The organism is [Flexibacter] sp. ATCC 35208, assembly GCF_001975825.1.
GTDB lineage: Bacteria > Bacteroidota > Bacteroidia > Chitinophagales > Chitinophagaceae > Chitinophaga.
The window spans coordinates 1-15115 of record NZ_MTKN01000101.1 but is presented as its reverse complement, the minus strand read 5'-3'; the positions used below and the strand labels follow the sequence as shown (position 1 = coordinate 15115).

The 15115-nt window shown below is 45.2% G+C and carries 12 protein-coding genes and 1 pseudogene; 8 read left to right on the top strand and 5 right to left on the bottom strand.

Features of this window, described 5'->3' with window-relative positions:
• Positions 1–259 precede the first annotated feature (259 nt).
• A complete protein-coding gene (locus tag BW716_RS32750; RefSeq protein WP_083730274.1) occupies positions 260–895 on the bottom strand; it encodes a peroxiredoxin in 636 nt (211 codons plus the stop codon).
• Between the two features lie 670 nt (positions 896–1565).
• Positions 1566–2153 (bottom strand): hypothetical protein, encoded by a 588-nt coding sequence (locus BW716_RS32745; RefSeq protein WP_143709169.1) that lies wholly within the window; start codon positions 2151–2153, stop codon positions 1566–1568.
• Positions 2154–2258: 105 nt separating this feature from the next.
• On the opposite strand from BW716_RS32745, the gene BW716_RS32740 reads away from it, so the two are divergent.
• Positions 2259–3260 carry a YafY family protein gene (locus tag BW716_RS32740; RefSeq protein WP_083730272.1) on the top strand — a complete coding sequence of 334 codons (1002 nt, stop codon included), beginning with the start codon at positions 2259–2261 and terminating at the stop codon, positions 3258–3260.
• Positions 3261–3270: 10 nt separating this feature from the next.
• The gene (gene ade, locus BW716_RS32735; protein WP_083730271.1) at positions 3271–4914 is read left to right on the top strand and encodes an adenine deaminase; all 1644 of its coding nucleotides are present in this window, start codon (positions 3271–3273) and stop codon (positions 4912–4914) included.
• Between the two features lie 26 nt (positions 4915–4940).
• On the opposite strand, the pseudogene BW716_RS38285 reads toward ade, so the two are convergent.
• Positions 4941–5978 (bottom strand): annotated as a pseudogene (locus BW716_RS38285) (anhydro-N-acetylmuramic acid kinase); the annotation flags it as partial.
• 100 nt (positions 5979–6078) lie between these two features.
• Between BW716_RS38285 and BW716_RS32725 the strand changes: the two are divergent.
• From BW716_RS32725 to BW716_RS32705, 5 genes are all read left to right on the top strand, one after another.
• Positions 6079–7911, top strand: a complete 1833-nt coding sequence (locus BW716_RS32725) for a von Willebrand factor type A domain-containing protein (RefSeq protein WP_143709168.1) — start codon at positions 6079–6081, stop codon at positions 7909–7911.
• 144 nt (positions 7912–8055) lie between these two features.
• The gene (gene upp, locus BW716_RS32720; RefSeq protein ID WP_083730268.1) at positions 8056–8709 is read left to right on the top strand and encodes a uracil phosphoribosyltransferase; all 654 of its coding nucleotides are present in this window, start codon (positions 8056–8058) and stop codon (positions 8707–8709) included.
• A gap of 310 nt (positions 8710–9019) precedes the next feature.
• A complete protein-coding gene (locus BW716_RS32715) occupies positions 9020–10039 on the top strand; it encodes a PorP/SprF family type IX secretion system membrane protein (RefSeq protein ID WP_083730267.1) in 1020 nt (339 codons plus the stop codon).
• Positions 10040–10248: 209 nt separating this feature from the next.
• Entirely contained in the window at positions 10249–11028 is a 780-nt protein-coding gene (locus BW716_RS32710; RefSeq protein ID WP_083730266.1) for an EI24 domain-containing protein, read from the top strand.
• The gene (locus BW716_RS32705) at positions 11012–11719 is read left to right on the top strand and encodes an SAM-dependent methyltransferase (RefSeq protein WP_083730265.1); all 708 of its coding nucleotides are present in this window, start codon (positions 11012–11014) and stop codon (positions 11717–11719) included. The genes BW716_RS32710 and BW716_RS32705 overlap by 17 nt, the downstream gene beginning before the upstream one ends.
• A gap of 25 nt (positions 11720–11744) precedes the next feature.
• Here BW716_RS32705 and BW716_RS32700 read toward each other — a convergent pair whose 3' ends face one another.
• Complete coding sequence (locus tag BW716_RS32700; RefSeq protein ID WP_083730264.1) at positions 11745–12122, bottom strand: hypothetical protein; 378 nt, start codon at positions 12120–12122, stop codon at positions 11745–11747.
• 14 nt (positions 12123–12136) lie between these two features.
• Positions 12137–13513: a M20/M25/M40 family metallo-hydrolase gene (locus BW716_RS32695; RefSeq protein ID WP_083730263.1), complete on the bottom strand. Its 1377-nt coding sequence runs from the start codon at positions 13511–13513 to the stop codon at positions 12137–12139.
• Between the two features lie 249 nt (positions 13514–13762).
• Here BW716_RS32695 and bshA point away from each other — a divergent pair, with 249 nt between their 5' ends.
• Complete coding sequence (bshA, locus tag BW716_RS32690; RefSeq protein ID WP_083730275.1) at positions 13763–14911, top strand: N-acetyl-alpha-D-glucosaminyl L-malate synthase BshA; 1149 nt, start codon at positions 13763–13765, stop codon at positions 14909–14911.
• Positions 14912–15115 lie beyond the last annotated feature (204 nt).

Sequence of the window (15115 nt, the reverse complement as noted above, 5' to 3'; positions counted from 1 at the left end):
TGAAAATAGGGTTCATCCTCGTTGGTAAATTCCCTTTTTCATGAAGGTTTTTCTGAAAATAGGGTTCATCCTCATTGGTGAATGCCCTCTTTCATGAAGGTGTTTATGGGTATATATGGGTTCATATATGGGTATAAAAAAAACGGGGAGAAATCCCCGTTTCGTAAAAATCAAAAACCAACCATTAAAAATTCTTATCAATAAAAACCTGTCCCACATCGTGGGCAGGTTTTAAAAGTTTCTTATGTATGTTCCTGCCTTATTTGTTTGGCTGAGGTGTTGTTCTCAGATAAGGCTTGATGATCTTGTGGCCTTTAGGGAAACGGGCAGGAATGTCTTCCGTTTTCACTGCGGCTGTTACGATCACATCTTCACCATCCTGCCAGTTTGCCGGTGTAGCTACCTGATAGTTAGCTGTCAGCTGCAGGGAGTCAATTACACGGAGTACTTCGTGGAAGTTTCTTCCTGTAGAAGCCGGGTAAGTGATGATGAGTTTTACTTTCTTGTCCGGGCCAATGATAAACAGTGACCTAACGGTGAAAGTTTCAGAAGCATTTGGGTGGATCATATCGTACAGGTCAGACACTTTTCTGTCTTCGTCTGCGATGATAGGGAACTCCACTTTGGTGTTCTGGGTTTCGTTTATATCATTGATCCAGCCGAGGTGTTTATCCACGGGGTCAACACTGAGTGCAAGCACTTTAACGTTACGTTTAGCGAATTCATCTTTCAACGCCGCTGTTCTACCTAATTCGGTAGTACATACCGGGGTGTAATCAGCTGGATGAGAGAACAATACTCCCCAGCTATCGCCCAGATATTCGTAAAAATCAATTTCGCCTATAGATGTTTTAGCCTGAAAATTTGGTGCTATATCTCCGAGTCTTAAGCTCATATTTTATTCTTTTTACGGTTACGCTACCAAAAATAGTTATTTCCTACAAATATTATAGACTTTGCTGTTAAATTTTTGAAAATAAAGGGGTGCGGTACTTTTTAGGGGGATAAACGGCAGGCGTCGATTGCTGCCTGTGGCGATTATCGGCCGCGTCGTGGGAAATACCGGGGGATAAATTGGGGGATATGGAGAGATATCGGGAGATATGGAGGGATATGGAGATAATTGGAGATATAGCGGGAGATATTGGGAGATATCTGGGGATATGAAGAGATATTGAGACCTACCGGGAGATAGTGAGAGATATGGAGATATATTGGGTGATACCGGGAGATTGAGGGTGATATTGAGACCTACCGGGAGATAGTGAGAGATATGGAGATATATTGGGTGATACCGGGAGATTGAGGGAGATATTGACACCTACCGGGAGATAGTGAGGGATATGGAGATATATTGGGTGATACCGGGATATTGAGGGATAATTACAAACTGAGGGATAAATTTACCAGAATGGCTCCACAAAAAAATCCCTGCCTGAGAAACAGGCAGGGCTGAGGTCAAAACAAACAACTGAGAACAAAGGTATTAGGGATAACACGCTTGAACGATTGCAACAATCATAGGGGTCAGGATCGGGTTTTTAGAGGGTAGTTTGGAGAATAGCTTACATCGTTCTTTCTTTCCATGCGTAGTAGGCAAGGGTGTATTTGAGATCATCGCACAGATCAGCTTTCTGACGGGCGCCATCCTCGTCGAAATCCAGTTCCAGATAGCCCAGATACAGTTCATAGTTCATATAGAGCATGTCCATGCACTGTCCTATCTTCTTTTCATACTGGTGATTCTTAACGGGGATGGCCGGGGTTACCTGCTCAATATAGTAGCATTCACCGTCAGTATATTCTATCCACTCTCCCTGCTCACGAAAGCCGGGACGGGTTAACAAAAAGTTCATATTGTCAAACACAACAGCACTACCCAGTTCCGCCTCCAGATCTATGATTTCCGGTATTTGCTGCATATTTTCCAGCTTCTTTACGATGGTCATCTGTACAGCGTCATTCCTGTCCTGAACGTAGCGTAGCATGGTATTCAGCACTTCGTAAGTAGTCACAAAATCGCAACGGGTCCAGTCGTCACCCTGCTGCAGATTGCCCCATATTGTGATATAGTTAGAGTCATCCAGGATGATCTGTCCTACTGATATGGCGGGGCATGTATTTACTGAAGGCGTTGTTTTAAACTGTTTCATATACATCTCGTGTTATTGACTATACAAAAGTAGATGCACTACGCGCAGAGGATTTGCGTACCGATAAAATCAATTTCATTAATTTTAGCACCTAAATAATATTGCATGCCGAAGAATAAGGATGCTGTTTCCCGTTATCGCTGGATTGATGAGCGGTTGCGAAATAAACGTCTGAAAAAACCCGCCCTCGATGACCTTATTGAGTTTGTCTCCCGAAAAATGGACAAAAGCATTTCTGTACGTACTATCCAAAAGGATATACAGGATATGCGCCATGATCCGGAACTGAATTACAACGCCCCTATTGTATATGATAGGTCGAGTGGTACATATTCGTATGAAGATGAGACTTACTCTATCAACAATATTCCCATCGAGGAAGCGGACCTGGAAGGCCTGGAAATCGCTATTGGTATATTGGAGCAGTTTCGCAGTCTGCCTGTGATTGAACAGTTTGAAGATGCGATCCTGAAAATAGCCGCCAGTCTGAAACAAAACCGCGAGGTGCTGGAGCACAAAGGCATGATCCGCTTTTCACGCGCTACACAATACAAAGGAGCATCGCATATTCCTTCGATTGTAGATGCTATTAAGAACCTGGATGTGATCAGGATATCGTACCAGAGCTTTGACCGCAATGAGCCCAAAGAGCACTGGGTGGAGCCCTATCACGTGCGTGAATATCAATCACGCTTTTACCTAGTGGGTAAGAGCCAGAAAGCAAAGGGAGGTACGCTGCTTACCTTTGCACTGGATCGTATCATGGATCTATGGCCGACTGATAAGAAATTTGATGCAAAGAACTTTGATGATGCCAGTTATTTCCAGCATGCTATTGGTGTGACGGTACCACAGGGTGAACCTGAGAAAGTGATCCTTTCTTTTACACCTCACCAGGGTAAATATATCAAGACACAACCTATCCATCCTTCACAACAGATAGAATCTGATACGGCAGAAGAATGTCTTATCTCTATCAATGTAGTGATCAATAAGGAGCTGACAATGCTGCTGATGAGTTACGGCGCAAATGTAAAGGTGCTACAGCCTGCACCATTGGCGGAACAAATAGCAGCAGAAGCAAAAGCAATGTTAGAACGTTATTAAAATCAGCACCATGGCACAAAACTTCCAGATATCTGGCAATATTATAGACATTCCTGCACAACGTATTTATCCGGGTACGATCACTGTAACGGATGGAAAGATCACTGGTATCAGTGAGGATCAGGGTACATATCAGCAGTATATTTTACCGGGGTTTGTAGATGCACATGTGCATGTGGAAAGCTCTATGCTCACGCCTTCGGAATTTGCGAGACTGGCGGTGGTGCATGGTACGATTGCAACGGTATCTGATCCGCATGAGATCGCGAATGTTTGTGGTGTTGAAGGGGTGAAATATATGCTGGACAATGGGAAAACAGTCCCTTTCAAATTCTGTTTTGGTGCGCCGTCCTGTGTGCCGGCTACGATATTTGAAACTGCGGGTGCTACGGTAACGGTGAGCGATGTAGAAGCACTGCTTGCATTGCCTGAAGTGTTATATCTCACTGAGATGATGAACTTTCCGGGTGTGTTGCACAATGATCCGGATGTGATGGCAAAGATTGCTGCGGCGAAGAAAGTGAATAAGCCTGTAGATGGCCATGCACCAGGGCTGAGAGGCGATGCGGCTAAGCAGTATATTGATGCGGGGATTAGTACGGATCATGAGTGTTTTACGGCAGAAGAAGCGTTGGATAAATTGAAGTATGGGATGAAGATCCTTATCAGAGAAGGAAGTGCGGCGAGGAATTTTGAAGCACTGGTAGGATTGCTGCATGAGCATTCAGATAACATGATGTTTTGTAGTGATGATAAACATCCGGATAATTTAGTGGAAGGACATATCAATGTGTTGGTGCGGAGAGCATTGGCCCATGGTGTAGATCTCTTTAAAGTATTGCGGGCGGCGTGTATCAACCCGGTGGAGCATTACAAGATTCCTGCGGGATTACTGAGATTGGGTGATGCAGCAGATTTTATTGTAACGAATGAAATTACGGAGTTCAATATACAAACCACTTATGTGAATGGAGAGAAAGTAGCGGAGGGTGGAAAGACGCTGATTACAGCGCCGGTGGCACCGGTGATTAATAACTTTGATTGTAAGCCGGTTTCGGTTGATGATTTACGTATAGTTGCAGATGGTAGTACTGCTACTGTGAAGGTGATTGAGGCGCTGGATGGTCAGTTGATCACGAATACGTTGATAGAAGAGTTGCCAGTGGTGGATGGTGCATTGTATAGCAATGTGGAGAGCGATGTGTTGAAGTTAGTGGTGGTGAACAGATATCATGCCGCACCGGTTGCGTTGGCGTTTATTAAGCGGTTTGGATTTAAGCGGGGAGCGATAGCGTCTTCTGTGGCGCATGATAGTCACAATATTATTGCGGTGGGTGTGGATGATAAGAGTATTGTACAGGCGATAAATGCGGTGATTGCATCACAGGGTGGAGTGAGTGTGGTGGATGATGGCGAGGCACGTGTGTTATCGCTGCCGGTGGCGGGGTTGATGAGTAATCTGGATGGGTATGAAGTGGCGGAGCAGTATAGCCAGTTGGATAAGGCGGCGAAGGGATTGGGGAGTGAGTTGGGAGCACCGTTTATGACGCTGTCATTTATGGCATTGTTGGTGATACCGCATTTGAAATTGAGTGATAAGGGGTTGTTTGATGGGGATAGTTTTAGTTTTACTTCGTTAATAGAAAATAAATAAACGCAATTCAAATGACTTTTGCCTTCGGCAAAAGTCATTTGAATTGCTGCTGCGTTTGTTTCCTGTCTCCAACGCAATGCACCTAACAATGCAATCATTAAAGCGGTACGGAATGTCAGGGTTTGTGCATCTGGCTGTGTAACTGTAAGACCTAATTCTTTTATTGATTCTACGAGAAAACTGTTATGCGCACCACCGCCGGTGAGCAATACTTCTCCCACTACGCCTTCTTCCCCACCAATCAACTTCACGGCATTCGCGATCTGTGTAGCAATATGTTTTGTATATGTATTCAGCTTTCCCTGTGTAGACAGCTGATGCCCCTGCATCATGGGCAACACCGTACCGGTACCGAATTTATTCGTCAGCGTTTTTGGATAAGGCAGTGCATAATAAGCCAACCCATTCAGCGCATCCAGCAATTTCGGATCTGTCACCCCACCAGCAGCCAATTGACCATTTTCATCATAAGCACGACCCAATGACTCTGCCAGACTATCCAACACATAATTGCAGGGACACACATCAAACGCTACCAATTCTCCCTCTTTCTGTGCAGAAACAGTCGCATTCTCACCCAGATTCACCCTATAAGCTGCATTCGGGAACAACAACTGCTCCGCCACCGGCAATAAAGGGGCGCCCTTACCACCTAGGGCAATATCCATGGCCCGCAGGTCACTGATCACAGGCAACCCTGATACCGCTGTAATCGCCGCACCATCGCCCAACTGTGCCGTCATCTTTTGTGATGGCATATGGAACACAGTATGTCCATGGGTCGTAATAAAATGTACCTGGTGATCAAAACCATGGGTAGCAATAAAATCCTTTACCGCATGCCCTATGTAATGTCCATATTCACTATGTAGCAAAAAATAGTCTCTTGCAGGCAGGTTCGCTGCACCTGACAGTTTTTCCTTCCAGTCTTCTGTATATGCTTTACGCTCAGCAGCCCTGATCTCGTACGTCCACTTGCCCCTTACCTCTGTCAAAGCTACAAACACCAGGTCCAGCCCATCCAGTGAGCTACCTGAAGTGACTCCTATTACATTGTATACCATGCCCTAAAATTTGTGCAAATGTATTTGATATTTTTTTTTCATTGGATTATGGAATCAATACCCTGACCAGCATCATATAGACAGAATAAACTAAATGACTATGCTAAAGTACCTATTCCTGTTGCTGGCAGGGCTGATTACCCTCACAACACAAGCCCAGCGAACACTGACTGGTATTATCACCGATACAGACAACCACCAGCCATTACCCAGCGTTTCCGTACTGATAAGAGGTACCAGTATGGGCACCATTACCAATGCAAATGGTGAATTCCACCTCCAGGCACCGGCAGGGAATCTTACTTTAGTGATCAGTTTTATAGGTTATAAAACAAAGGAAGTCTTTGTTACGGACAAACAATCAAAGATTTCCGCTTCTCTGGCGCCTGATAATAAACAGTTGAGTGAAATAGTGGTAACTGGTTATGGTATCATAAAAGATATGAGGTCTATGGGTTGCAGCTACGCTACCGTCAATAGTGAGGAGCAGGAAGCCTACGCTCCTATTCACGACAACCGTTTCCAGGCGGTGAACCTGCACCCACTCAGCACTTTCGCTGCCGATGTAGACAGGGCCGCCTACTCCAATGTACGTCGTTTCCTGAATGATGGAGAACTGCCTCCTGCCGATGCAGTACGGGTGGAAGAAATGATCAATTATTTTGACTATCAATACAAAGCTCCTACTGGCAATGACCCGGTAGCTATCTATACCGATATGACCGAATGCCCCTGGGAGCCTACTCACCAGCTGGTGAGAATCGGTCTGAAAGCTATGGAAGTATCTAATGAAAAATTACCACCGGCTAACCTCGTTTTCCTCATCGATGTATCAGGATCTATGCTTGCAGAAAACAAGCTGCCACTGGTGATCAAATCACTGAAAGTACTCACGCAACAATTACGTCCTATCGACCATGTAGCCATCGTTGTGTATGCAGGTGCTGCAGGTGTGGTATTGCCCTCCACGCCTGGTAGTGAAAAGATGGCCATCATGGATGCGCTGGATAAACTGGAAGCTGGTGGTTCCACTGCTGGTGGCGCAGGCATTCAACTGGCCTATAACACTGCCGCGGCCAACTATCTTGAAGATGGCAACAACCGTGTGATTATCGCAACTGACGGTGATTTTAATGTAGGTGTTTCCAGCGAAGGCGACCTGGAAAAACTCATTTCAACCCAAAAAGAAAAGGGCATTTTCCTCTCTGTTCTTGGCTTTGGAATGGGTAACCTTAAAGACAATAAACTGGAAATCCTGGCTGACAAGGGAAATGGGAACTATGCCTACATCGATACTTACGAAGAAGCCCGCCGCACGCTGGTGACAGAGTTTGGCGGCACGCTGTTTACCGTAGCGAAAGATGTGAAACTGCAGGTAGAATTTAACCCTCATTTTATTGAATCATATCGCCTGATCGGCTATGAAAACAGGATGCTGGCAGCAGAAGATTTTAAGGATGATAAAAAGGATGCGGGCGAAATGGGTGCAGGTCACACTGTAACTGCGCTATACGAAGTGGTGCCTTCCAAAGGCGACGATGCTACCTATCCGTTGAAATATTACCAGATGAATCTATCCAATGCTTACTACAATGAAGAAGCGCTGACAGTGAATGTACGTTATAAAAAGCCGAAATCCAACAGTAGCAAGGTTTTCACACAAACCATGCGCTGGAATTCGCAAAAGGTAACCCGGATACCAGACGACTTCAAAATGGCTACTGCTGTTGCAGCATTTGGTATGCTGCTCAGGAACTCAGAATTTAAGGGGAAAGCCACCTATGCACAGGTGCTAACCCTTGCTGAAAGCGCCAAAGGAGCAGATAAGGAAGGCTATCGGGCAGAATTTATTCAGCTGGTTAAAAAAGCGCAATTATTGCACAACGGAACCCCTGCTTATTCCAATGTGATGGCAGATGACGACAATCAGTAGCTGGCCTTTCATCCGTTGTTAACCAAAGTATTACTGTAAGGGGGAAATATTTTAAGCTCGAAAGTGCGCCTTATACCTATCGGGGCCGGTGTTTTTCCATCGGCCCCTTCTTTTTTGGATTGAAAAAATTGGTAATTTGCAGCCATGATAGTAAATCTGAGTAGTACCAATTCACTCGTAGGCGAATGGCTGAGTGAAATCAGAAGCATGGAAATTCAGCAGGATAGAATGCGTTTCAGAAGGAATATGGAGCGAGTGGGAGAAATTGCAGCCTACGAGATCAGCAAAACATTGGAGTACGAGGAAAAGGAAGTGCAAACCCCTTTGGGTATTGCCAATTGCCGGGTATTGAAACAGCAGCCTGTACTGGCTACCATCCTGAGAGCAGGCCTCGCGCTGCACCAGGGTTTGGTTCATTATTTTGACAAGGCGGACCACGCTTTTATATCGGCCTACCGTAAACACAATCATGACGGAACGTTCGATATCAACCTGGAATATGTATCCAGCCCAACTATCGAAGATCAGGTAGTAATCATATCAGATCCTATGCTGGCTACAGGTGCATCACTGGTTAAAACCATCGAACACCTGCAGGACATTGGCAAACCGAAACACATTCACCTGGTGGTAGCCATTGCCTGTACAATAGGTATCGAATATGTACAACGACATGCTAACAACAATATGACCATTTGGGCTGGAGATATTGATGATGAGCTCACCGCAAAAGGTTACATTGTACCTGGTTTGGGTGATGCAGGTGACCTTGCCTTTGGAAATAAATTGCAAAATTAAGAACTTACTAAAACGAGTATAAAGAGACTGACCGGACCTGTGCTAATCAGGTCTGGTTCGCATTGATTCAACCGGCTCCAGGAAAGGATTCCAGGCCATAATGCCAGGACGTGCAACAATACAGCCAAAATAAGTAAACTGCCCCGTTAATCGGTAGTTCTGTAAGGGAAAATATAGTTAATAAACCAATAATTCTGAATGACTTAGAGGTTTCTCAGTGTTAAAGTTATATAATTTTAATTTGAGATATGACAAGCTTTGTGTACCTTCACACGTAGGCACGAGAAACCCTATACATAAGTATTGCTCTATGAAAAAAGTGTTGCTGTTTTTAACAATCACCCTTTATCTGATGAACCCCGCCAGGGCGCAGGATCCCCACTTTTCGCAGTTTTTCGCGTCTCCAATGACGTTGAATCCTGCTATGACGGGACTGTTCTCAGGTGACTACAGAGTATCCGGTAATTACCGTGAACAATGGAGAAGCATCTCTACCCCTTTCACTACCGGTACTGCAGCTATCGACTTCGGCATCCTCAAAAATGTCATTTCTTATACCGATATCTGGGGCGTAGGTCTGATGGCGATGTATGACAGGACTGGCGGTGGTGCACTCACCTCTACCTACCTGAGCTTTAGTACTGCTTACCACAAAGGTCTGGATCCGGAAGGAAACCATACCCTCGCTGTAGGTGTACAGGCTACATACGTTTCCAAACGACTTGATCAAAGCAAACTGGTATTCGAAAACCAGATAGACAATAATGGTTATAACCCTGCTATCCCTAGCGGCGAAACCATTTCAAATCCGAGCATCTCTTATCTGGATCCAAACATCGGTATCCTGTATAACGGTCTGGTCGGTGAATCTTCCAACATTTACGCAGGTGTTTCCTTATACCATATCACTCAGCCTACTGAAACGTTCATGCAACAGAACAATAACAGGCTCACATCCCGCGTAACTGTACATGGAGGTGGTTCATTCCCTGTAAATGGTACAAACCGTATCCACGCCAGTGCATTGTACATGAAACAGAGCACTGCCAGCGAGTTTACTTTTGGTGGTGCTTATGGCTTTGACCTGAGCGGAGGTATGGACGAAAATCCTACTGTATTCTACCTGGGTAGCTGGTACCGTCTGAAAGATGCGATCAATCCTTATGTAGGTCTGGAAATCGGTGGTTTCACAGTAGGTCTTACTTACGATATGAACGTATCTACACTGAAACCGGCTTCTAACTACCGTGGTGGTATGGAGCTGTCTGTGATCTACATTCACAGAAGGAATGACAACAACAAGTATAAAACAAACTGTCCAAGATTCTAGTCTGACATAAACGAATATAAAGAGACCTGCCTGCTACAAACAGGCAGGTCTCTTATTTTACAACCGTACCTATTTTCAGGGATTTTATCACAAAAGGCCCCCGCAATTCCCGCTCAGCTTATTTTTTTAGGGTTTTTACAGTGATTTTTAGTTACTTACAATCCGATCAATGCGAATAATGCTATAACTAATTCAAAAACACGAGAATTTTGTTTTCATTCAGAGAAGTACTGGCGGCCGTACAGGCCTATGGGAAAGCACATCAGTTTATAATGCAGCACAAGTTATGGAAGTGGATACTGATACCAGGCATTGTGTACTGCATACTGTTCATGACGGGGATTTATTTTGTATGGGGATATTCCGGGGACTTTGTTGAATATCTTTTTAACCTGCTCCCGGTAAAAGTATGGATCCAGGATCTCGAAAGCAGCTGGATCAGTTTCTTTTTTATCCTGCTGGGAATCTCCATCCGTATCATGATCCTGTTACTTTATTTTTCTTACTATAAATATCTGTTCCTGGTATTGGGCTCGCCCCTGTTTTCGTACCTGTCGGAAAAGACAGAAGCACTCATGGACAGGAAGGAATATCCTTTCAGCTGGCAACAGTTCTTTAAGGATATGATGAGAGGGATCAGGATGTCACTACGCAATAGTCTGAACCAGACACTGTGTGTAATTGCACTGATCGTACTGTCGTTTATACCCATAGTAGGATGGATCACGCCCCTGTTTGCCTTTTTTATTGAGGCCTATTTCTATGGTTTTTCTATGGTAGATTATAGCTGTGAAAGACATAAACTGAGCACAAAGCAAAGTATTCAATTTATACGCGCACACAGAGGTATTGCCCTCGGCAATGGTATGGTGTTTTATTTAATGATGTTCATTCCTGTTTTAGGATGGATCATGGCTCCTTCCTATGCGGTGATTGCTGCAACTATTCATTTATCTGATAAACGCCTGTTACATGGAGCAACCTGGTAAAGTATACCTGATTCCTACTGTGCTGAGCCCTGAGGCACTGCATACCATTCCGCCTTATATTACAGCGGCCGTACAAAAAATCAGCGTATTCTTTGTGGAGAATGAACGGACAGCCAGAAGGTACTTAAAAGCGCTGGACCGTAGTATTAATATCGATAGCTTACAGCTATTGCTCATGCATGGAAATCATCCACCGGATACCGCACTGGCTAAGAAGCTGCTGCTGGAAGGAAAAGACATTGGTATCATGAGTGAGGCCGGATGTCCTGCCATTGCAGATCCCGGGCACCTGGTCGTGATGGCGGCACATACTGTGGATGCACCGGTCATACCTATGGTAGGGCCGAATTCAATGCTGCTGGCATTGATCGCATCGGGTATGAACGGACAGAACTTTCAGTTTGTAGGATACCTGCCGGTGAGGCCACCTGAGCGCGTGAAAGCGATTAAAGAGCTGGAACTGGAATCGATAAAGAAACAACAAACACAGTTGTTTATAGAGACACCTTACCGTAATAATCACTTGTTGAAAGATATTGTCACCACCTGTAAAGAAACGACCCTGGTATGTGTAGCTGCGGATATTACAGGGCCAGAGGAGTATATTAAAACGAAAACGGTTAAAGAGTGGAAAAAGCAACTGCCGGAACTGCATAAAAAACCGGCGATATTTTTGCTGTTAGCACAATAAATTTAAAAAGCGCTTTTTAAATTTATTAATACACCGGATCTTTTATTGACAGCACACTATCTACGATAAAATTGCTAAACCCTCTCCAGGGCAGCGCACCGAGATATTCCCTGTAATGCAATTCTACAAACTTACCACTGCTACGCATCAACTGCTCCGCTACTCTATCGTTGGTCACTGAAAACCGGAACTCGTTGGATTGTAGCGCACCTGGCTGCCTGGAACGATAGCCACTCTGTATAAGCCTGCCTTCGTACGTCTTGAAGACATAACCTTTCTCTACAAAGTAGTTCAGCTCACCGGCTTTTACGCCACGGCCAAACACGAAATAATACCTGTAACCTACTACCCCCGCTATCAGCAACACCACCACTGCAATTATAGTAAAAAGGAACCTGCCCATAGTATGTGTTTTTATTAAAGTCCGTATTGGTCTATCAGGTACAGTAAACCGGCCATGCTAAATGCTCCCAGTTCCAGCTCACGCTTGTTTACCTGTGAAAATACATCGTTCGCTGCATGATGCAGGTCGAAATATCTTTGTGAATCTGGCAACAGTTCTCCCATTGGAATACCCATTGCTTCTGCAATCTGGCCTACATCTACACCACCACCTTCTTCTGTAAAATCAGTCACTTCGTAAGGGCGGAATAATGGCGCCCATGACAGGATCTTTGCTCTCTTTTCCGCAGGCATGGTAAATGCAAATCCACGGGGAGTAAACCCACCTGCATCGCTCTCTAATGCGAAGATATGCTGTTCATTTTTTGATTTGGCTACTTCTGCATACTTTTTACCACCACGTGTACCATTTTCTTCATTTGCAAACAGTACGATCCTGATGGTATGCTTTGGACGAATGCCCAGCGCCTTGAAAGTTCTCAGTATTTCGATGGACTGTACACAACCGGTACCATCATCATGCGCACCTTCATTTACATCCCATGAATCCAGGTGACCACCTACGGTGATGATCTGTTCCGGGTGCTCACTACCTCTCAGTTCAGCAATCACATTGTGACCAATGGTGTCAGGCAGCATCTTCGCATTGGTACGGAGATATACTTTCAGGTCCTTTTCATCTTTCAGACGGTTGCTCAGCAGGTCTGCATCTTCCAGGCCGATGGCTACTGCCGGGATCTTTGGATATGCCTCGTCATAACTCATGGCACCGGTGTGCGGAAAGTTGTTCGCACCGTGAGACATAGAGCGAACGATCACCGCCGTTGCACCATATTTAGCCGCAGCGCTGGCGCCATGCCCTCTGTACTTCACCGCATCGCCATAAGATTCGAAGGTATGTACGAAGGTCGGATTGAAATGGTAGTTATAAAATACGATCTTTCCTTTTACCAGGTCTTTCTTTGCTTCCAGGTCTTCGAAAGAGCTGATTTCTATTACAGGAGCTGTTACACCAGCAGGACCACTGCCTACAGAGTTACCAAGGGCCAGTACAGCCAGTGGTGGTATATAGTCACGGCGACGGCTGATAATGCGGGCTTCTTCTTTTGCACCTCTTACCCAGTGAGGCACCATACACTCCTGTAAGTATACAGTATCAGCACCGGCTTCTTTCAGGGTCTTTACACCCCATTTTTCGGCCTTGACCATGCCAGGTGAGCCTGCCAGACGACCACCTACTTCGGTAGTCAGTACTTTCAGGTTAGCATAAGCCTTACTGTTGGTCAGGATTTCGTTGGCAATACGACGGAAGGCCAGGGAATCGTCCTCTTTTTGTTGTGCTAAAGCCGGCAGTGTGCATGTAAGCAAAACCGGCAGGATGTATCTTCTCATAAACATATATACACGGTCAATTTAAGGGCTAAAACTAATCATTAGTACCTGTTAATTCAAAATTAACATAGATGGGCGGCTGTTTCCATGGTAGGAATACCCTATTTCAGCTGCCGGCTGAAGCCGTTAATCCCAAATTCCCGATATGTCATCTTAAAATGTTATAATTTTGTGGTACCTGTAATGATGTAAGCCGTGTTCTGCAAGAAGCGTCCTGCAATCGGTGTTATCCATTCTAAAAAAATAAACATGCGTATAGGAATAGTATGTTACCCTACTTATGGGGGTAGTGGCGTACTGGCAACAGAACTTGGAAAGGCCCTGGCGGACAAAGGGCATATGGTACATTTTATCACGTATCAGCAACCTGTAAGGCTGAATGCCTTCCATGCCAATATATATTATCACGAGGTGCAGGTACCTACCTACCCTCTTTTTGACTTCCCTCCCTACGAATCGGCGTTGAGTAGTACAATGGTGGATGTAATTCTCAATCAGCAGCTGGATCTGCTGCATGTGCATTATGCTATTCCACATGCGTCTACTGCTTACCTCGCTAAGCAGATTGTGAGTAAAACGGGTCGTGTGGTACCGTTTATCACTACACTTCATGGTACGGATATTACCCTTGTGGGCAAGGATAAGACTTATGCACCGGTGGTGACGTTTTCTATTAATGAGTCTGACGCGATTACGGCGGTGTCTCATAACCTGAGGGAGGAGACGTATAAATATTTTCAGATAGAGAAAGATATTGAGGTGATTTACAACTTTGTTGATACTGAGCGGTTTAAGCGTCGGGAAGCGGAGTTGAAGCACTTCAGGGATGCGATTGCGCCGAATGGCGAGAGAGTGTTGCTGCATGTGTCGAACTTCAGGAAGGTGAAGCGGGTGCCGGATGTGATCAAGGTGTTTGCACAGGTGAGGGAGCAGGTGCCGGCTAAATTGTTGTTGGTAGGTGATGGTCCTGACAGGCCGGCGATTGAGTGTATGTGTAGGGAGATGGGGTTGTGTAATGATGTGAGGTTTGTGGGCAAACAGGAGCAATTGGAGGATGTGATGTCGATTTCAGATCTGTTTTTGCTGCCTTCGGATTATGAGAGTTTTGGGCTGGCGGCGCTGGAGGCGATGGCGGCAGAGGTGCCGGTGATTTCTTCTAATGCGGGAGGGCTGCCGGAGGTGAATATACATGGGGAGACGGGGTATTTGAGTGCTGTAGGGGATGTGGATAGTATGGCGAAGCATGCGATTGAGTTGCTGAAGGATGAGAAGGAGTTGGCGAGATTGAGGCGGGGGGCGTTGGAGCAGGCGCAGCGGTTTCATATTAGTAATGTGATACCGCAGTATGAGGCGTTGTATGAGGAGGTGATAAACAGGTCGCTGGTAGAAGCAAAATAAATAGCCCAAACTGGTCAAAAGCTTCGCTTTTGACCAGTTTGGGGTGGCAAAAAAAGGAAGGAGGCGGTCTGACGACTGCCTCCTTCCTTTTTGGGTTAAATGAATGGGGCTGACCCAAAAGTCAAAAAGGGCTTTTTGGATCAGCCCCAATTTTTTTCGACTGGTTTCATATTTTTTTGGCACAAACAAACTGTAGAGCGGTTC

Coding starts and splice junctions, on each gene's coding strand:
- BW716_RS32750 (WP_083730274.1), bottom strand. CDS start 895: ATGAGCTTAAGACTCGGAGATATAGCACCAAATTTTCAGGCTAAAACA.
- BW716_RS32745 (WP_143709169.1), bottom strand. CDS start 2,153: ATGAAACAGTTTAAAACAACGCCTTCAGTAAATACATGCCCCGCCATA.
- BW716_RS32740 (WP_083730272.1), top strand. CDS start 2,259: ATGCCGAAGAATAAGGATGCTGTTTCCCGTTATCGCTGGATTGATGAG.
- ade (WP_083730271.1), top strand. CDS start 3,271: ATGGCACAAAACTTCCAGATATCTGGCAATATTATAGACATTCCTGCA.
- BW716_RS32725 (WP_143709168.1), top strand. CDS start 6,079: ATGCTAAAGTACCTATTCCTGTTGCTGGCAGGGCTGATTACCCTCACA.
- upp (WP_083730268.1), top strand. CDS start 8,056: ATGATAGTAAATCTGAGTAGTACCAATTCACTCGTAGGCGAATGGCTG.
- BW716_RS32715 (WP_083730267.1), top strand. CDS start 9,020: ATGAAAAAAGTGTTGCTGTTTTTAACAATCACCCTTTATCTGATGAAC.
- BW716_RS32705 (WP_083730265.1), top strand. CDS start 11,012: ATGGAGCAACCTGGTAAAGTATACCTGATTCCTACTGTGCTGAGCCCT.
- BW716_RS32700 (WP_083730264.1), bottom strand. CDS start 12,122: ATGGGCAGGTTCCTTTTTACTATAATTGCAGTGGTGGTGTTGCTGATA.
- BW716_RS32695 (WP_083730263.1), bottom strand. CDS start 13,513: ATGAGAAGATACATCCTGCCGGTTTTGCTTACATGCACACTGCCGGCT.
- bshA (WP_083730275.1), top strand. CDS start 13,763: ATGCGTATAGGAATAGTATGTTACCCTACTTATGGGGGTAGTGGCGTA.